Origin of the sequence: Kocuria oceani, from assembly GCF_029524215.1 — a bacterium.
Lineage (GTDB): Bacteria > Actinomycetota > Actinomycetes > Actinomycetales > Micrococcaceae > Kocuria > Kocuria oceani.
Map to the genome: position 1 here is coordinate 21181 of NZ_JARAMH010000016.1, position 17906 is coordinate 39086.

Here is a 17906-nt window from a genome sequence, read left to right on the forward strand (position 1 = left end):
GGTGCGGGGGGTGTCCGGGACGGACTCCACCCGGGTGCTCACAGGGTGTCCGCCGCCCAGGCCCGCAGCCGCCGCTCCGCTTCCTCGGGGCCCAGCTCCCCCTCGTCGAGACGCAGGTCCAGCAGGAACCGGTAGGCCTGCCCGACCACGGGGCCCGGGGGGACGCCGAGCACCGCCATGATCTGCTGGCCGTCCAGCTCGGGGCGCACCGCGTCGAGCTCCTCCCGCGCGGAGAGCTCGGCGATGCGCCGCTCCAGGTCGTCGTAGGCCGCGGACAGCCGCGCCACCTTCCGCCGGTTCCGGGAGGTCACGTCCGCCCGCGTCAGCCGGTGCAGCCGCTCGAGGCACTCCCCCGCGTCCCGGACGTATCGGCGCACGGCCGAGTCGGTCCAGCCGGCGTCCCCGTAGCCGTAGAAGCGCATGTGCAGCTCCACCAGCCGGCTCACGGTGCGGATCGTGTCGTTGTCGAAGCGCAGCGCCCGCATCCGCTTCGCGGTGAGCTTGGCACCCACCACCTCGTGGTGGCGGAAGCTCACCGCACCGTCGGCCCCGAAGCGGCGGGTCGCGGGCTTGCCGACGTCGTGCATGAGGGCCGCGAAGCGCAGGGCGAAGTCGGGCGCGGGCACGGGACCGTCCGGGCCGGACTCCAGCTCCGCGGCCTGCTCGAGGACCGTGAGGGAGTGCTGGTAGACGTCCTTGTGCCGGTGGTGCTCGTCCCGCTCGAGCTGCAGGGCGGGCACCTCGGGCAGCACCACCGCGGCGAGCCCCGTCCCCACGAGGAGATCGACCCCCTGCCGGGGCCGGCGCCCGCAGATCAGCTTGATGAGCTCGTCCCGGACGCGCTCGGCCGAGACGATCGCGATCCGCTCCGCCATGTCGGTCATGGCCTCGCGCACCTCCGGGGCCACCTGGACGTCGAGCTGGGAGGCGAAGCGGGCGGCGCGCATCATCCGCAGGGGGTCGTCCGAGAACGAGTCCTCCGGGGCGCCGGGTGTGCGCAGCACCCGGGCGTGCAGGTCCTTGACCCCGCCGTGCGGGTCGACGAGCTCGAGCCCGGGCAGGCGCAGCGCCATCGCGTTGATCGTGAAGTCGCGGCGGAACAGGTCGTCCTCGAGGGAGGTGCCGAAGGCCACCTGCGGTTTGCGGGACTCCGCGTCGTACGCCTCGGCCCGGTAGGTGGTCACCTCCAGCTGCACGTCGCCCCGGCGCATCCCGATGGTCCCGAAGTCCCGGCCGATCTCCCACACCGCGTCGGCCCAGCCCGCGACCACGCCGAGGGTCTGGTCGGGCGTGGCGTCGGTCGTGAAGTCCAGGTCCAGGGCGGGCCGGCCCAGGAAGAGGTCGCGCACGGGCCCGCCCACGAGCGAGAGCTCGTGGCCGGCGTCGGCGAACCGCCGCCCCAGGTCGAGGGCGGCGGGATGGATCGCGTCGATGTCGGGGAGCTGCGTCATGGTGCCGCCCATTGTTCCAGACCCGGGACCGCCGGCCCGTCCGGACAGGGCCCTCGGGCGGTCCGGGAACCGGCTCGCGGACCCGCCTGCGGCCCCGTTCCTGGACCCGATCATGGACGGGTGCCCCGGCGCGTCGAGGGCCTCCGTACGGACCCTCCGGCGCTCGGGCGGGAGCCGGGGGGATTGTGGCAAGGTAGGAGACATGGCTTTCCCCGTCCCCAGCGCACCGAAGAAGCGGCCCACCGCGCCGGCCGCCGCGCTGCCCACGGTCGAGGAAGTCTCCGCCGGGGGGATCGTCGTCGACCTCGCCACACCCTCCCACCCGGTGGCCATCATCGCCCGGATCAACCGGGGCGGACGCCTCGAGTGGTGCCTGCCCAAGGGCCACCCCGAGGGCGAGGAGACGAACGAGGAAGCCGCGATCCGCGAAATCGAGGAGGAGACCGGCATCGCCGGGCAGGTGCTGAGCCCACTGGGCAGCATCGACTACTGGTTCACGGTCTCCGGGCACCGCGTGCACAAGACGGTCCACCACTTCCTGCTGCGCGCCACCGGCGGGCACCTCACCACGGACAACGACCCCGACCACGAGGCCGTGGACGTCGCGTGGGTGGACATCGACGACCTCGGCCGGAAGCTGTCCTTCCCCAACGAGCGGCGCATCGCCGACATCGCCCGTGAATACATCATCCACCAGCTCTGAGACGGAGCGCTCCCCCGGCGAGCGCCAGGACGCGCCACCCGCCCCGGTCCGGCGCTCGGGTGCGGCCTCCAGCGCCATCATGGCCTCCGGCACGCTCGTCTCCCGCGCGCTGGGGTTCGTCAAGATCGTGCTCATCACGGTGGCCATCGGCTCGGTCACGACCGTCTCCGACGTCTTCGAGCTGGCGAACACGCTGCCGAACCTGATCTACGTCCTCGTGGCCGGCGGGATCTTCAACGCCGTCCTGGTGCCCCAGATCATCAAGGCCTCCCGGACCGCCGACGACGGCGGGGCCGACTACATCTCCCGCCTGCTCACCCTGGCCGTGCTCGCGCTGCTGGGGGTGACGGCGGTCGTGGTGGCCCTGGCGGGACCCATCGTGCGGACCATGGGCACCGACTGGACCGAGGCGCAGCTCTCGCTCGGACTGACGTTCGCGCTGTTCACGTTCCCGCAGATCTTCTTCTACGGCCTCTACACCGTGGTGGGTCAGGTGCTCAACGCCCGCGGCGCCTTCGGCTGGTACATGTGGGCGCCGGTGGTCAACAACGTGGTGGCCATCGCGGCGCTGCTCGTGTTCATCCAGCAGTTCGGGACGTACGCCCAGACGGAGCACTCCCTGGACGACTGGACACCGGCCAAGACGTTCTGGCTGGCGGCCATGGCGACCGTGGGCGTCGCCACCCAGGCCCTCGTGCTCTTCTGGCCGCTGGGCCGGCTGGGACTGCGGCTGCGCCCCCGCTTCGGCTGGCGCGGCATCGGGCTCTCCACCGCCGCGCGGCTGGCCGGCTGGACCCTGGCCACGGGGATCATCGCCAATCTGGCGTTCCTGGCCCTCACCAAGGTCGCCGCGATCCCCACCGGCTACCGCCCGGAGTACCTCGCCATGGACCCACCGCAGCAGATCGCGGGCGTCGCGGCGCTCAACCAGGCCTCGATGCTGTACTCCCTGCCGCACGGGGTGATCGGGCTGTCCATCGCCACGGTGCTGTTCAACCGGATGGCCGCCGCCTCCACGGACGGGGACCGGGCCGGCATGGTGGCGTCCCTGTCCTCGAGCCTGCGGATCACGGGCGTGGCCACGGTCTTCGCCACCGTCGCCCTCATCGTCTTCGCGGGACCCCTCGGCATGCTCTTCAGCGGCGGTGTGCCCTCCGCCGGAGCCGTGATCGGCCAGGTGATCACGGTGATCGCGATCGGCGCGCCCTTCATGTCCATCTCCTTCATGCTCGGCCGGGCCTTCTACGCGCAGGAGGACGCCCGCACCCCGTTCCTGGTGCAGGTCGGGGTGGCGCTCTTCACGGTGCTGTCCGCCCTGCTGATCTGGTGGTTCATCGCCCCGGACCACATCATCTTCGCGGTCGCCGCGTGCTACGCCGCCCAGAACATCCTGAGCACGCTCGTCTACCACCTCGTCCTGGTCCGCCGGATCGGGGACTACGACCTCGCCCGCATCATGGACTCCCACGCCCGGATCCTCGTGGCGTCCCTGCTCGCCGGCGTGGTGGGTGCCGTGGTCCTGTTCCTGCTCGGCGGCTACGACCCGGACGGCTTCCCCTGGACCAACCAGCTGACCGCGATCGCGACCGTGGCCGTGGGCGGGACCGTCATGGGGACCGCCTATCTGGGCGCCCTGCGGCTCTGCCGCGTCCGGGAGCTCGACAGCCTCGTGCGCCCGGTCCTCGCCCGGCTCGGCCGCTGACCGTGTGACACGGCTCTCCGCCGCGGGCCGCCGGGACCGGTAAAGTGCTGAGTGGTCGGTGACGTGGGTCAGGAACACCCCTTCTGCCCCGCCGGCCACCCCCACCCGCGAATTCCGGCCCCTCCGCGAATTCCCGACCCCCAGGGAGCCAACGTGCCCGCACCGATGAAGCTCGGTTCCGTCCTCGGCGGCCGCTACAAAGTGATCACCGATGTGCTGGCCACCGCCGAGGGCGACCACGTGCTCGAGGGCCAGGACCAGATCCTGGGCCGCCGCGTCTCGATCCTGCTGCCCGCGGAGCGGCACACCTCCCTGCTGGTGGAGAACGCGCGCTCGATGGCCAACGGCAGCATCGGCGCCCCGTTCCAGATCCTCGACCTGGGGCAGGCGGAGGACCACACCTACCTCGTCACCTCGCACACCCCGGCCGCGGACATGCTGGACTCCCTGCTCGTGGAGCCCGACGAGATCGAGGACGAGTCCCTCAGCGACGACATCTTCGGCGCACCGCGCGGCACCGGCAGCGCCTCGTACGTCTACGACGAGCCGGACCCCACCAGCCCGACCCCGGTGGTCGCCACCGAGCCCTCCGACGACCTCGGCGCCGCGGCCCCCGAGCCCAAGGTCACCCGGTGGCGGGACGACGACTCGTACGACGACGCCGCGCCCGCGCCCTCGGTGCGCACCCGCCTCGGCCGGCCGGTGCGGGTCAGCGCCACCTCGACCCGCTCCACGCTCTTCGACCGGGCGGCCGCGAGCGGCACCGCCGCCGTGGCCGGCCGCACCGCCGGCACCGACATCGATCCCGGCTACGACGGCGACAACCGCTACGACAGCTACTACGACGAGCACCAGGAGGCCCCCCACCGCGAGCCGGAGACGGCCGGCGGCCCGCCGCCGCGCGGCAAGGACACCGCTCCGCGCACCCAGAAGGGCGGCAAGGGCCTCCTCCTGCTGGTGGTGGTGCTGCTCGCACTGCTGATCGGGGCCGTGGTGTTCAGCTTCGACCGCCTGGGCGGGCTCTTCGGCGGGGCGACCGCCCCGGATCCGGCCGCCAGCGCCCCTGCCGGGGGAAACGAGGGGGCGGAACAGGCCCAGCCGAGCGCGGAGGCCGAGCCGGAGGCCCCGGAGGCGGACCCGCAGCCCGCGGCCGTGACCCGGATCGTGCCCGGCAACGCGGACTTCATGGTCGACCAGGACGCCCAGCTGAGCCAGACCGTGGACGGCAATCCCTCGACCTACTGGATCAGCTACGGCTTCTCCGACCAGAACTTCGGCAACCAGGCGCCCAGCGTGGGCCTGGCCGTCGAGCTCGAGGAGCCCGCACCGGTGGAGAGCCTGCGGCTCAGCCAGTCCTCCGGGTCCGGCGGCATGTTCGACGTCTACGTCAACGACGCCCCGACCCTGGACGGCGCCCAGCAGGTAGGCTCCGGCTCCTTCACCGGCCCGGAGATCACGGTCCCGCTGGCCGCCGGGGCCCGGGAGGAGAGCCACCAGTACGTGATCGTCAACTGGACCCAGCTGCCGCAGCTGACCAACCCCATCGCCGGGTTCACCTACGGCCTGCGGGTCGGCGAGATCCAGCTGGACTGACACCCCCGCTCCCCCGGCGGCCGCGGCCGGGGGGCACGGCACCGGAATATCCGCCGTGCGCCCCCCGTTGTGCCAGTGGTCCCCGCGGCCGGACCCGTCCGGCCGCTCCCTGTACGGAAGGTCAGCAGAACAGTGAGCCCCGACTTCGGTCCCGTGATCAACGCCCTTGATCTCACCCCGCGCGGCGGCGAGCCGACGTCCGCCCCCGAGGACGAGGTCGTCCACGAGGTGATCGTCGTCGGTTCCGGCCCCGCCGGGTACACCGCCGCGATCTACGCCGCACGCGCCAACCTCCAGCCCATCGTGTTCGCGGGCTCCGTGACCGCCGGCGGCGAGCTCATGAACACCACCGAGGTCGAGAACTACCCCGGTTTCATCGACGGCATCCAGGGCCCGGAACTGATGTCCAACATGCAGCAGCAGGCCGAGCGCTTCGGCGCCGACATCCGCTACGAGGACGTCGTGGCCATGGAGCTCGAGGGCGAGATCAAGACCGTGACCCTCGAGGACGGCTCGGTGCACCGCGCGCACGCCGTGATCATCGCGACCGGCTCCGCGTACCGGGAGCTCGGTCTGCCGGACGAGAAGCGACTCTCCGGCCACGGTGTGAGCTGGTGCGCCACCTGCGACGGCTTCTTCTTCAAGGAGCGGCACATCGCGGTCGTCGGCGGCGGGGACTCCGCCCTCGAGGAGGCGACCTTCCTCTCCCGCTTTGCCTCGAAGGTGACCATCATCCACCGGCGGGACAGCTTCCGCGCCTCCGAGATCATGCAGCAGCGCGCCTTCGAGGACCCGAAGATCGAGGTGCTGTGGAACGCCGAGGTCGTGGCCATCAACGGGGAGGAGAAGGTCCGCTCCGTCACCGTGCAGGACACCGAGTCCCGGGAGACCTCGGAGCTGCCCGTGACGGGACTGTTCGTCGCGATCGGCTCCGACCCGCGCACCGCGCTGGTCGCCGACCAGCTCGAGCTCACCGTCGACGGCACCATCCAGGTGGACGGGCGCAGCTCCACCACGAGCCTCGCCGGAGTCTTCGCCGCGGGCGACGTCGTGGACGCGACGTACCGCCAGGCGATCACCGCCGCCGGCTCCGGGTGCGTGGCCGCGGTCGACGCCGAGCACTATCTCGCCGCCCTGCACGACCGCTCGGTGCTGCACAGCTGAGCGTCCCCGGCCCTGCAGCCGGACCGGGCGGCTCCGGCCGCCCCGGCCGGCATGGTCCATAATCGAACCAGTTCCGCCCTTCGCACGAGTTCCACCCAGAGCGCCGAGCACGCCCCGAGCGTGCCGGCGCCCGGACAAGGAGAAACATGAGCGCCGCCAAGAACGTCACCGACGCCGACTTCAAGACCGAGGTCCTGGAGTCGGAGAAGCCCGTCATCGTCGACTTCTGGGCCGAGTGGTGCGGCCCGTGCCGCATGGTCGGCCCCGTCCTGGACGCGATCGCCGCCGAGCACGCCGAGGCGATCGAGGTCGTCAAGCTCAACGTCGACGAGAACCCTGCCGTGGCGTCCCAGTACGGCATTACCTCGATCCCCGCGATCTACCTCTTCTCGGGCGGCGAGGTCGTCAGGAAGGCCATCGGCGCCAAGCCGAAGAGCGCCCTCGAGAAGGAGTTCGCCGACTACCTGACCCCCGGGAACTGATCGGCCGTACCGACATCCCGGCCGCACCGCGCTCATCCGTCCTCTCCCCCGAGCGGGAGGGGACGGATGAGCCGTTGTACTGGCACTGACGCCGACCCGACGACCCGTGGGACACCTGTGAAACTCGACGACACCGAACCGATGCTGCGCCGGAGCATGACGAACCGGCGTGTGGTGGGCCTCCGGGAGCGTCTGCTCCGGGCGGGCGTCACCGTGGCCTACCTCGCGCCGCAGGACGTGAACGACCCCTCCTACTTCGACGACCACGTCGACGCCGCCGTGCGGGCCTTCCAGCAGGAGCGCGGTCTCATCGTCGACGGCCTGGTGGGCCCCGAGACCGACCGCGGCCTCAACGAGGCCCAGTACGCGCTGGGCGACCGCTCCCTCTATCTCGACGAGGACCGCCCGTTGCGCGGCGACGACGTCGCGGGGCTACAGCACAACCTTTCTCGGTTGGGTTTCTACTACGGGCACCTCAACGGGATCTTCACCCGGGGCACGCACCATGCCGTGCTGGAGCTGCAGCAGAGCCTCGGCGTGGCTGCCACGGGCGTGGTGGACCGTGAGACCATCGCCGCCCTCGCCCGGATCAACAAGAACATCACCTCCTCGAAGGCCTTCTCGCTGCGGGACTACCACCGGCTCGAGCGCGCCACCTCTGCGCTCCGTGGACGTTCCGTGGTCCTCGTGCCGTCGCGCGCCGCGGGACAGCAGCCACCGGCCTCGGCCGCCCCGGACTTCGCCGAGCGCGCGGACGAGGTCACCACCGACGTCGCCGTCCTGGCCTTCGGTCTGCTGCGGGAGATCGGCGCCGAGCCGGCGATCGTCGCACCGGACCGCACCCTCAGGGACCGTCGCGGCGACGACGTCCGGTGCGTGCCCTCCGTGCACGACGCCATCGGCGGCCATCCGGACTCGGTCGTCGTGTCACTGCACTGCGACTGGAACGACTCCCCCGCCGCCACGGGTCTCGCCTCGTACTACTGGGGCGAGCAGGACCACTCGGAGGTCTACTCCCCCATCGGTGAGCGTGCCGCCGGTCTCGTGCTCAAGGAGATGGTGGCCCGCACCGGCGCCCTCGATCTCGGCAGCCACGCCCGGCAGTGGGAGCTGCTGCGCACCCATGACGCCCCGACGGTCTGGCTGGACCTCGGTTATCTCTCCAGCGCCACGGACCGCGCGGCCCTCGCGGATCCCGAGCACCGCAGCCACCTGGCGGAAGCCGTCGTGTTCGGCCTGCAGCGGATGTTCCTGCTCGCGGAGGACGACGTGCCCACGGGCACCATGCGCCTGGACGACGTCGCGGAGTTCAACGGCCGCTGAGGCCGGCCCGCACAGCGCGGAGCCCCGGTGTTTCACGTGAAACACCGGGGCTCTGTCGTCTCCGTTCCCGTCAGGAACGCTCGATCCCCGGGTCCAGGACCTCGATGATCCGGTTCAGGTCCTCCACCGAGGCGAACTCGATGGTCATCTTGCCCTTCCGGGCCCCGAGCGCGATCTTGACGCTGGTGTCCAGCCGATCGGCGAAGGCCTCCGCGATGTAGTCCAGCCGCTCCTTGTGCCGGCCGGCCGGCGCCGCCGCGCGCGGCGTCTTCCGCTCGATCCCCTCGCTCAGCGACACGGCCTCCTCGGTGGCCCGGACGGAGAGCCCTTCGGCGACGATGCGCTGCGCGAGCCGCTCCATCTCCGCGGGGTCGGCCAGGGACAGGAGGGCGCGGGCGTGACCGGACGAGAGGACACCGGCCGCGACCCGGCGCTGCACGAGCGGCGGCAGCCGCAGCAGGCGGATCGTGTTGCTGATCTGCGGACGGGACCGCCCGATGCGGCGCGAGAGCTCCTCCTGGGTCGTGTTGAACTCCTCCATGAGCTGCTGGTACGCGGCGGCCTCCTCCAGGGGATTCAGCTGGCTGCGGTGCAGGTTCTCCAGCAGGGCGTCACGGAGCAGGTCGTCGTCGGAGGTCTCCCGGACGATGGCCGGGATGGTGCCGAGGCCGGCGCGCTGGGTCGCCCGCCAGCGCCGCTCTCCCATCACCAGCTCGTAGGACGTGTCGCCGTCCTCCCGGCTGGGGCGCACCACGATCGGCTGCAGCACGCCGAGCTCGCCGATGGAGTACGCCAGCTCGGCGAGTTCCTCCTCGTCGAACACCTGCCGCGGCTGCTTCCGGTTCGGGTGGATGGCGTCGACCGCGATCTCCGCGAACGTGGCGCCCGGGACGGCGGTCAGCTCTGGAACCAACTCCTCCGTTCCACGTGAAACATCCGCGTTGCCGTCCATGTCACCACTCACCGCCTGTCCGTCCGGCGCACGCCGTGCTGGCAGCGGCGACTCCTGGGCGTCAGGACGCTCCGGTGTCCGCGGCTCCGTTTCACGTGAAACGTCATCTGCAGGGGCGCTGGAGTCCTCGGACCGGGTCGGCGATCCGTCCTCGGGCGTGCCGGTACCGCGGTTCTCCGCGACGGTCGCGCTGCCGGCGGCCGTCTTGTCCTGGCGTGCCGAGCTCGGCGCCTCGCGGCTCGCCGGCGTGTCCGGGGCGCTCGAGGGCAGGAAGAACATGTCGGACGGTCGGCTGACCAGCGTCGTGTTGCGCAGCGCCTCGCCCATGTCCATGCGGGCCTTCATGGCCTTCTGACGCGCCGCCGGGCTCACGGACCGGCTGCGGGGCCCGGCTGCGGTGCGGCCGGTCGGCGCGGAACTCCCCTCGGTACGGGTTCCCCCCGACTCACTCGCGTCGGACCCGGACTCCGGCGCCACGGCCTCGTCGGCGAACAGCGTGTCAGCGGGGCCCCGTTCCGTGGTGCCCTGCTCATCGCTCCGGTCGTGGACGGCCAGTGGCGGCTCGGGGGACTGCGCGGAGGCGGATGCGGAGGTGACCGCAGATCGGGACGCCGGCGAGCCCGCTGCAGCGCGCGACCGCTTCGGCGCGGACTTGGCCGCGCTCTGACTCCGGCCCCCAGACCCGCTGGTCCGGGCATCCTCCGAGGACGAGACGGCCGGTGTTTCACGTGAAACGTCTGCGATGCTGGTGCCAGGAACCAGGGGAGGAGACGACTGCCCCTCGGTCTCCCCGGCCGCTGTGGCACCGACCGGCGTCGCCGACGCTTCCGTCGGTGCCTCTGCGGCCGGCGCGCTCGGAATGAGCGCTCCCAGTCCTCGACCCAGACCACGTCGTCGTTCGCTCACGGTGTTCCTCTCCTCGCGCGGCAATCCGGTCAATTCTAGCGGAGCCACGTCCCCGCCCGGTCGCTCCACGCCCCGGCCGCGCCGGCGACGATGGCCGGAGGACCGCGGGGCGGCCGGCTGCCACGCTCCGCGACAGGACGTGGTCTTGCGGCGAGCACCGTAGGCCCTGCCGCGTCGCCCACCACACGTCATGCGGTCAACGGTGGGCGGAGCGGACCCGCGCAGGCGGCGTTTCACGTGAAACATCGGAAATCCTCGGGCCGGGTCCTCCGGACTCGCGGTGCACGCACAGCAGAGCGCCCGCCTCCGGGGGAGGCGGGCGCTCTGGGAAGTGGAACCGGTCAGCGGCCGGTGCGCTGGGCGATCTCGGCGGCGGCCTCGAGATAGGACAGGGCACCGGTCGAGCTGGGGTCGTAGCTGATGACGCTCTGCTGGTAGCTCGGCGCCTCGGAGATGCGCACCGAGCGAGGAATCATGGTCTCCAGGACCTCGGCGGGGAAGTGGGTCCGCACTTCCTCGGCCACCTGGGACGCCAGGTTGGTCCGGCCGTCGTACATCGTGAGCAGGATGGTCGACACCTTGAGCTCCGGGTTGAGGTGCTTCTGGATCATCTCGATGTTCTTCAGCAGCTGGCTCAGTCCCTCCAGCGCGTAGTACTCGCACTGGATGGGGATGAGCACCTCGGTGGCCGCGACGAACGCGTTGAGGGTCAGCAGACCCAGGCTGGGCGGGCAGTCGATGAAGACGTAGTCGAGCCGCTCCAGACCGTCCGCCTCCCGCTGCCTGGCGTAGGCCTCAAGCGCCCGGCGCAGGCGGTGCTCACGGGCCACCATGGACACCAGCTCGATCTCCGCCCCGGCGAGGTCGATGGTCGCGGGCACCACCCACAGGTTCTCCGCCTCGACGGAGGTCTTCACCACGTCGGCGATCGGCATCTCGTCGATGAGGACGTCATAGGTGCTGTCCACCTCGGAGCTGTGCTCCACACCGAGGGCGGTCGAGGCGTTGCCCTGCGGGTCGTTGTCGATCACCAGGACGTTCTGGCCCTGTCGCGCCAGCGCGACGGCGAGGTTCACCGAGGTGCTCGTCTTGCCCACGCCACCCTTCTGGTTGCTGATGGTGAAGACCCGCGTCGCGGCGGGCTTCTCCAGCTGGACCTTTTTCAGCCTGGCGCGTCGCCTGGTCTCTTCCACGAGCGTCCTCCCCAGCGGTGTGTCGTCCGCCATCGTCGTCATCTTGGACAGCTGTCCGTCGGTTTCACGTGAAACACGGCTGCCGCGGTCGGGTACAACCTTGAGCGGTTGATCAATCGGATCCGGTGGGAACTCCTCGCCGAAGCCCACCGGGCTTTGCTCACCGTCGTCGATCGGCATCTGACCGCGCACCTTCCCGGTTCGTCTGGATGTGGTTCCCTTCGGGCGCATCCTCCCTGCGGGAGGCGTCCGGGTCCGGCCGCCGGGCGGGGGAGCGAGGACCACCCCGAGAGGACGGCCACGGCGCCACGCCCACGGCACACGACCCCCAGCCTACCGGCGTCGCACGTCGCCGACGGCCGGAGCGCTCACAGCCGCACACGGACCACCGTGGTCGGCTCGGCGAGCAGGGCGTCGCCCACGGTGAGGACCTCGGTGGAGCGGGCGCCGTGGCGGACCAGCTTCTTCTGCGCCTTGTCGATCTCCTGGGCGGCGGAGCGTCCCTTGAGCGCCAGGAGCTCGCCCGTGCCGCGCAGCAGCGGCAGCGTGATGTCGAGCAGGCCCACGAGCGCGGAGACCGCACGGGCCGTGACGACGTCCACGTCACCCACCTCGTCCTTGGCCTGTTCGGCCCGGGCGCGGAGCACCCGGACGTTGGTCAGTCCCAGGTCCGCCACGACCTCGTCGAGCCACTGCACCCGGCGCTCCAGCGGTTCGATCAGCGTGAGGCGCAGATCGGGCCGGGCCAGCGCCAGGCACAGCCCCGGCAGACCCGCTCCGGAGCCGACATCGGCCACCCTCGCGTCCTGGGGGAGGAGCTCCTCCACCACGGCGCAGTTGAGCACGTGGCGGCTCCAGAGCCGCGGCACCTCGCGGGGACCGATGAGCCCGCGCACGATTCCCGAGGACGCCAGGTGCGCGACGTAGCGCTCCGCAAGTGCCAGCCGGTCCCCGAACAGCCGCTCGGCGGCCAGACGCTCCTGGGGGTCCGGCAGCGGGGGCTCCTGCGCGGCGGGGGCGGGGCGGGGGTTGCCGGCCATCAGGCCTGCTCGGCGGAGACCACGATGTGCCGTCCCGCCCCCTCGCCCTCGGACTCGCTGACCAGGCCCTGCTCCGCGACCACGTCGTGCACGATCTTGCGCTCGTAGGCGGACAGGGGTTCGAGGTGCACCCGCTCCCCGGTCTCCTGGGCCTCCCGCACGGCGGCGAGGGCCATCTCCTGCAGCGCGGTGGACCGGCGCAGGCGGTAGCCCCCGATGTCGAGCACGAGCCGCGAGCGGCGTCCGGTCGTGGACAGGACGGAGAGCCGCACGAGCTCCTGCAGCGCCTCGAGGACCTCCCCGTCCTCGCCGACGAGCACGGACAGGCTCTCGTCGTCGTCGCCCTCCGCGACGACGGACAGGTACGTGCGGCCGTCGCGGACCTCGATGTCGATGTCCCCGTCGAGGTCCGCCGTGTCCAGGAGCTCCTCGAGGTAGTCGGCCGCGACCTCGCCCTCCTCCTCGAGGGGATCGAGCGTGGGATCCGTTGCCGGGTCCTGGTCCTGGCCGGTCTGCGCGGCGGGGTCCGCCGGCGCGTCGCCCTCGACGGGGTGGGGGGTCGGCTGCGCCTCGTCGGCGTCCTGGGTGGTCTGCCGGATGTCGCTCATGTCGTCTCCTGTGGCCGTGGAAGCACGGGGCCGGGAATCCCGGCCCCGTGCGGGGAGGAAGTCGCGGGGGTGACCCGCAGCGGTCATCCCGCCTGTTTCTTCTTCGCCTGCTGCCGCTGCCGCTTCTTGCCGACCGGCTGCTGACGCTGTCCCGCGGCCGCGCGGGCACGCTGCTCCTCGACCTCCGCCTCGTGCTCCTCACGGGTCTTGCCGAACGGGGGGAGTCCCTTGGCGGCGCGGCGCTCGTTGAGCTCCTGCTCGGCCTGGGAGCCGGGGGTCGGGTTGTTGCGGATGACCCACCACTGCTGGCCCATGGACCACACGTTGGAGACGGTCCAGTAGATGAGCACACCGATGGGGAAGTTGATGCCGCCGATCGCGAAGACGAGCGGGAACAGGTAGAGCATCATCTGCTGCTGGCGGTACATGGGGGAGGCCTTGGCGGTCTCGCTCATGTTCTTGGCCGTCAGCTGCTTCTGGGTGAAGAACTGCGAGGCGGACATCGCGATGATCATCACGACGGCCAGGACGACGGTGGCGACGTGGTTGCCGTCGCCCGGGTTGAGCAGGGTGGAGAAGAGCGGGGCGCCGAAGAAGGTGGCCTCGTTGAAGGACTGCACGGTGGCGGCATTGAGCACGTGCACGCCCTCGCCGGCCGCAGCCGACGTGGGCACTCCGTTGAGGACCTGGAACAGGCCGAAGAAGATCGGCATCTGCACCAGGATGGGCAGGCACGCGGAGAACGGGTTGGAGCCGTGCTGCTTGTAGAGCTCCATCTGCTCCTGGGCCATGGCCTGACGGGAGAGCTGGTCCTTCTTGCCCTTGTACTTGGCCTGCAGCTTGGCCATCTCGGGCTGCAGCTCCTGCATGCCGCGCATGGACTTGATCTGCTTGAGGAACAGCGGGATGGTCAGCGTGCGCATGACCAGGGTGAGACCCACGATGCACAGCACCCAGGTGATGCCCGCGGCGGGATCCATCCCGACGGCCGTCAGCAGCTCGTGGAAGACCCACAGCACGGCGGAGACGACCCACCTGAAGGGGAAGAGGATCAGTTCGAACAGATTCATGGGGAGGGCTCTCCTTGGGCCGCGGGGCCGGTGCCTCCGGCGGGGTGGTGCTGGTGGCGCTCGGCAAGGGTGGGGTGGTTCAGCAGGACGATCTTGGGCAGGGACGCGAAGTCGGGAAAGCTCCGACCGCCGTCCGGGACCCTGTCGATCCCACCGGCCGCCCAGGGGTGGCAGCGCAGGAGCCTGCGGACGCTGAGCCCGAGGCCGCGCACGGCGCCGTGCACCGCGACGGACTCGAGAGCGTAGGCCGAGCAGGAGGGGAAGTACCGGCAGACGTCCCCGTACAGGGGGGAGACGATGGTCCGGTAGAGCTTCAGGCCCGCGATGAGCGCGTTCTGCGGCAGGAACCAGAGAGCCTGCCACGCCGACGCCGGGCGGACGTACTCGTGGGGAGCCGCGGTGAGGAGGTCCTCGTGCCCATGGGCGTGCTGGCTCATGACGCTGGCTCCTCCCGTCCGGGTCGGTGGTCTTCTGCCGGAGGCGTCCCGGCCGCGGCGCGGGGGACGCCCGCGCGCGCGGACGCCGTCCGCCAGGCCTTTGCGTAGTCGGCGGCCAGCTCCGCCCAGTCCGCGGCGGAGGCGGGCGGGAGCGCTCGGACGACCACATCACAACCGTACGGGACCTGCCTGACCGTGGTCTGGGCGAGTTCCCGCAGGCGCCGCTTCACCTTGTTGCGCCGGACGGCGTTGCCCACCGCCTTCGAGACGACGAAGCCGAAGCGCGCCGGGCGGTCCTCGGCGGTGGGGCGCACATATACGACGACGTTCCGGCGCCCGTTGCGGGCGCCGGAACGCGTGGTGGCCGAGAACTGGGCCGAGGTCCGGATCCGGTGCTGCTCAGGCAGCACGGTCCGGCTCCTGACGGGCCCGGTGCTCCGGCGGTCCCGGCACGGATCCTGCCACCCGGGAAGGGGTGGTCGTCCGGGACGCCGGTGCCGACATGGGACGGCTCAGGCCGAGAGTTCGGTGCGGCCCTTGCTGCGGCGGGCGGCGAGGATGGCGCGGCCGGCACGGGTGCGCATCCGGGCGCGGAAGCCGTGCTTCTTGGCGCGACGGCGGTTATTCGGCTGAAAAGTCCGCTTGCTCACTGGTTACTCCAAAGGCGTCGGGGTGTGCGCCGCGTGGTCCTCGGCGCACCGGGTCGGTACGGCGAAGGGGCGGGCGCAGCAGTGCTGGTGGATGCGTCCGAGCATGCGGAAGGGCATGACAGGGGACACAAGAGACTACCTCACCCTAGACAACGGGCCGGGGACGGTCAAATCAGCGGCCGACGACGCCCCTGGGCGCCGGCTCCCCCGGGCGGCCCCGGGCGTGCGGCGCAGGGGGAGCAGGGGACGGACGGGCGCCGGTGCGGCCTCCGGGGCCGGGCGGCGCTGTGCAGTGCACATCCTACCCACAGCTGTGCACGGATCTTGCTCACATCCTGTGGAAAACCCGTGCGCCACCGGCCGCGGAACGGCGCGGATCGGGGGCCGAACTACACGTCTGTAGTTCCCGGGAGCCCAGCGGATCAGCTATAAACAGTTTCGGAGCATGTTCTAGGCTGGCACTCCCGGTCGGCCCCCGAACAGCTTTTCCACCGTTGTGAACAACTCTGTGGAAAAGGCCACCGCAGCAGGGCCGGGACGACCCGTCAACCACCTCGTCATCCCGACGACATCCCGATGACAACCCGACGACAGCAGGAGTACGCGTGGGCACGCAGGACAATCAGGCGCTCAGCGCGCAGTGGGCCGAATGCGTGCAGTACATGTACGAGGACCCCATGACCACCGGCCGGTACCGGGGGTTCATCTCCCTGGCCCAGCCGCAGGGGCTCATCGGCACCACGCTGCTCGTCGCGGTCCCCAACGAGCTGACCCGGGAGTTCTTCCAGAACCAGATGGCCTCGGTCCTGCGCTCCTCCGTGGGACGCGCCTTCAGCCCGGAGACGCTCGTGGCGTTCGTCGTCGACGCCGACCTCGAGGCCGCTCCCGCCCCGGAGCCGGGACCGCAGACGGCCGCGCTGCCGCCGATCAGTGAGCTGGAGGCCGAGCGCAACCGCACCGACGGGCCCACCCGGACCGATGCCGGGGACACCGCCGACGCCATGGAGATCGATCAGCGCGTGCTGGACCTCGCCGCGGCGCGCCCGGAGCCGGTCGCACCGGCCGGCGGCGGCCGCACCCTGCCCCCGCCGCGCGACCCGCAGGCCGCCCCGCCCCGCCGCCCCGTGCAGGACACCGGCACCGCCCCCGCCGTGGTGGGGGAGTGGGACAGCTCGGCGCGGCTGAACCCGAAATACGTCTTCGACTCCTTCGTGATCGGGCAGTCCAACCGGTTCGCCCACGCCGCGGCGTTCGCGGTCGCAGAGACCCCCGCGAAGGCGTACAACCCGCTGTTCATCTACGGGGAGTCCGGCCTGGGCAAGACCCATCTGCTGCACGCCATCGGCCACTACGCCAAGCGGCTGTACCCGCAGGTGCGCGTGCGCTACGTGAACTCGGAGGAGTTCACCAACGACTTCATCAACTCGATCCGCGACGACGAGGGCTCCTCCTTCAAGGAGATCTACCGCAACGTGGACATGCTGCTGATCGACGACATCCAGTTCCTGGCGGGCAAGGAGCACACGCAGGAGGAGTTCTTCCACACCTTCAACGCGCTGCACAACCACGAGAAGCAGATCGTGATCACCTCGGACATGCCGCCCAAGCAGCTCACCGGCTTTGCCGAGCGCATGCGCTCCCGGTTCGAGTGGGGCCTGATCACGGACGTGCAGCCCCCGGAGCTGGAGACCCGCATCGCCATCCTCCGCAAGAAGGCCACCAGCGAGGGCATGGACGCCCCCGACGACGTGCTGGAGTACATCGCCTCCCACATCTCCACCAACATCCGCGAGCTCGAGGGCGCCCTGATCCGCGTGACCGCCTTCGCCTCGCTGAACAAGCAGGCCGTGGACCTGCCCCTGGCCGAGCTGGTGCTCAAGGACCTCATCACCGACGACGGCGCGCAGGAGATCACCGCGGCCTCGATCCTGGCCCAGACCGCGGTGTACTTCGACATCACCCTCGAGGAGCTCAAGAGCAAGTCCCGCACCCGCACCCTGGTCACGGCGCGGCAGATCGCGATGTACCTGCTGCGCGAGCTCACCGACATGTCCCTGCCGAAGATCGGCCAGGAGCTGGGCGGGCGCGACCACACCACGGTGATGCACGCGGACCGCAAGATCCGCACCCTGATGGCCGAGCGCCGGCAGATCTTCAACCAGGTCACCGAACTGACGAACCGCATCAAGCAGCAGCAGCGCGAGGGCTGACCGCCGCGAACCCGTCGCCGACGGGCCCGCCGGGACACCGGCGGGCCCGTTTTCTTGTCATTCGTCCACAGGCCGCCGCCGCGCCGTTCCGGGCCGGCCGACCCGCTTCTGCACAGGAAACGGCCCCTTGTGGAGCGGCTGTGCACAGGACAGAACCCACACCTGTGGATAAAATTGTGGAAGACCGCCGGGCTGCGGTGGAGAACCTCGGCACAACTGCGGCTCGGGCTGTGGAACCCGCGGAACCGCGCGGATCCTGTCCACCGGGGAAACAGCTTTCGGTGGACCGCGAATCACAGGAACTCAACAGGGCCCTGCCGCCCGGCATCTGGCCAAGAGGCAGTTATCCACAGATTCCACAGCGGTTATTAACACTCCCGTCCTTAAAGAGATCTCCGGCCAAACAACAAGAATCCTGGACT

Annotated in this window: 16 protein-coding genes; 7 read left to right on the plus strand and 9 right to left on the minus strand. The window is 70.9% G+C overall.

The window, feature by feature from the left end:
• Window positions 1-38: 38 nt before the first annotated feature.
• Window positions 39-1463 carry a CCA tRNA nucleotidyltransferase gene (locus PU704_RS15500; protein ID WP_277551950.1) on the minus strand — a complete coding sequence of 475 codons (1425 nt, stop codon included), beginning with the start codon at window positions 1461-1463 and terminating at the stop codon, window positions 39-41.
• A 190-nt stretch (window positions 1464-1653) separates the two neighbouring features.
• Between PU704_RS15500 and PU704_RS15505 the strand changes: the two genes are divergently transcribed.
• The 6 genes from PU704_RS15505 to PU704_RS15530 all read left to right on the plus strand — a co-directional run bounded on the left by PU704_RS15505 (window position 1654) and on the right by PU704_RS15530 (window position 8418).
• Entirely contained in the window at window positions 1654-2154 is a 501-nt protein-coding gene (locus PU704_RS15505) for an NUDIX domain-containing protein (RefSeq protein WP_047805101.1), read from the plus strand.
• 79 nt (window positions 2155-2233) lie between these two features.
• On the plus strand, window positions 2234-3856 hold the full coding sequence (gene murJ / locus PU704_RS15510) for a murein biosynthesis integral membrane protein MurJ (protein WP_277551978.1): 1623 nt from the start codon (window positions 2234-2236) through the stop codon (window positions 3854-3856).
• 153 nt (window positions 3857-4009) lie between these two features.
• Window positions 4010-5449 (plus strand): hypothetical protein, encoded by a 1440-nt coding sequence (locus PU704_RS15515; RefSeq protein WP_152683472.1) that lies wholly within the window; start codon window positions 4010-4012, stop codon window positions 5447-5449.
• Window positions 5450-5581: 132 nt separating this feature from the next.
• Complete coding sequence (trxB, locus tag PU704_RS15520) at window positions 5582-6613, plus strand: thioredoxin-disulfide reductase (RefSeq protein WP_277551951.1); 1032 nt, start codon at window positions 5582-5584, stop codon at window positions 6611-6613.
• A gap of 146 nt (window positions 6614-6759) precedes the next feature.
• Window positions 6760-7095 carry a thioredoxin gene (gene trxA, locus PU704_RS15525; RefSeq protein ID WP_047805098.1) on the plus strand — a complete coding sequence of 112 codons (336 nt, stop codon included), beginning with the start codon at window positions 6760-6762 and terminating at the stop codon, window positions 7093-7095.
• Between the two features lie 117 nt (window positions 7096-7212).
• On the plus strand, window positions 7213-8418 hold the full coding sequence (locus PU704_RS15530; protein WP_152683471.1) for an N-acetylmuramoyl-L-alanine amidase: 1206 nt from the start codon (window positions 7213-7215) through the stop codon (window positions 8416-8418).
• Window positions 8419-8488: 70 nt separating this feature from the next.
• On the opposite strand, the gene PU704_RS15535 is transcribed toward PU704_RS15530, so the two are convergent.
• The 8 genes from PU704_RS15535 to rpmH all read right to left on the minus strand — a co-directional run bounded on the left by PU704_RS15535 (window position 8489) and on the right by rpmH (window position 15274).
• Window positions 8489-9697 (minus strand): ParB/RepB/Spo0J family partition protein, encoded by a 1209-nt coding sequence (locus PU704_RS15535; protein WP_277551979.1) that lies wholly within the window; start codon window positions 9695-9697, stop codon window positions 8489-8491.
• A 920-nt stretch (window positions 9698-10617) separates the two neighbouring features.
• Window positions 10618-11469 (minus strand): ParA family protein, encoded by an 852-nt coding sequence (locus PU704_RS15540; protein WP_277551952.1) that lies wholly within the window; start codon window positions 11467-11469, stop codon window positions 10618-10620.
• A gap of 368 nt (window positions 11470-11837) precedes the next feature.
• Complete coding sequence (gene rsmG, locus PU704_RS15545; RefSeq protein WP_277551953.1) at window positions 11838-12509, minus strand: 16S rRNA (guanine(527)-N(7))-methyltransferase RsmG; 672 nt, start codon at window positions 12507-12509, stop codon at window positions 11838-11840.
• Entirely contained in the window at window positions 12509-13117 is a 609-nt protein-coding gene (locus tag PU704_RS15550; RefSeq protein ID WP_047805093.1) for a Jag family protein, read from the minus strand. Before PU704_RS15550 ends, rsmG begins: the two co-directional genes overlap by 1 nt.
• An 83-nt stretch (window positions 13118-13200) precedes the next feature.
• A complete protein-coding gene (gene yidC, locus PU704_RS15555; RefSeq protein WP_277551954.1) occupies window positions 13201-14187 on the minus strand; it encodes a membrane protein insertase YidC in 987 nt (328 codons plus the stop codon).
• Complete coding sequence (gene yidD / locus PU704_RS15560) at window positions 14184-14624, minus strand: membrane protein insertion efficiency factor YidD (RefSeq protein WP_047805091.1); 441 nt, start codon at window positions 14622-14624, stop codon at window positions 14184-14186. The genes yidC and yidD overlap by 4 nt, the downstream gene beginning before the upstream one ends.
• Complete coding sequence (rnpA, locus tag PU704_RS15565) at window positions 14621-15034, minus strand: ribonuclease P protein component (RefSeq protein WP_047805090.1); 414 nt, start codon at window positions 15032-15034, stop codon at window positions 14621-14623. Before rnpA ends, yidD begins: the two co-directional genes overlap by 4 nt.
• A 102-nt stretch (window positions 15035-15136) precedes the next feature.
• Entirely contained in the window at window positions 15137-15274 is a 138-nt protein-coding gene (gene rpmH / locus PU704_RS15570; RefSeq protein WP_019181680.1) for a 50S ribosomal protein L34, read from the minus strand.
• Between the two features lie 662 nt (window positions 15275-15936).
• Between rpmH and dnaA the strand changes: the two genes are divergently transcribed.
• Complete coding sequence (dnaA, locus tag PU704_RS15575) at window positions 15937-17484, plus strand: chromosomal replication initiator protein DnaA (RefSeq protein ID WP_380113555.1); 1548 nt, start codon at window positions 15937-15939, stop codon at window positions 17482-17484.
• Window positions 17485-17906: the final 422 nt, after the last annotated feature.

What these genes read in the sequence shown, in the direction of transcription:
- PU704_RS15500 (WP_277551950.1), bottom strand. Translation starts at nt 1,463, where the DNA reads ATGGGCGGCACCATGACGCAGCTCCCCGACATCGACGCGATCCATCCC.
- PU704_RS15505 (WP_047805101.1), top strand. Translation starts at nt 1,654, where the DNA reads ATGGCTTTCCCCGTCCCCAGCGCACCGAAGAAGCGGCCCACCGCGCCG.
- murJ (WP_277551978.1), top strand. Translation starts at nt 2,234, where the DNA reads ATGGCCTCCGGCACGCTCGTCTCCCGCGCGCTGGGGTTCGTCAAGATC.
- trxA (WP_047805098.1), top strand. Translation starts at nt 6,760, where the DNA reads ATGAGCGCCGCCAAGAACGTCACCGACGCCGACTTCAAGACCGAGGTC.
- PU704_RS15535 (WP_277551979.1), bottom strand. Translation starts at nt 9,697, where the DNA reads ATGGGCGAGGCGCTGCGCAACACGACGCTGGTCAGCCGACCGTCCGAC.
- rsmG (WP_277551953.1), bottom strand. Translation starts at nt 12,509, where the DNA reads ATGGCCGGCAACCCCCGCCCCGCCCCCGCCGCGCAGGAGCCCCCGCTG.
- PU704_RS15550 (WP_047805093.1), bottom strand. Translation starts at nt 13,117, where the DNA reads ATGAGCGACATCCGGCAGACCACCCAGGACGCCGACGAGGCGCAGCCG.
- yidC (WP_277551954.1), bottom strand. Translation starts at nt 14,187, where the DNA reads ATGAATCTGTTCGAACTGATCCTCTTCCCCTTCAGGTGGGTCGTCTCC.
- yidD (WP_047805091.1), bottom strand. Translation starts at nt 14,624, where the DNA reads ATGAGCCAGCACGCCCATGGGCACGAGGACCTCCTCACCGCGGCTCCC.
- dnaA (WP_380113555.1), top strand. Translation starts at nt 15,937, where the DNA reads ATGTACGAGGACCCCATGACCACCGGCCGGTACCGGGGGTTCATCTCC.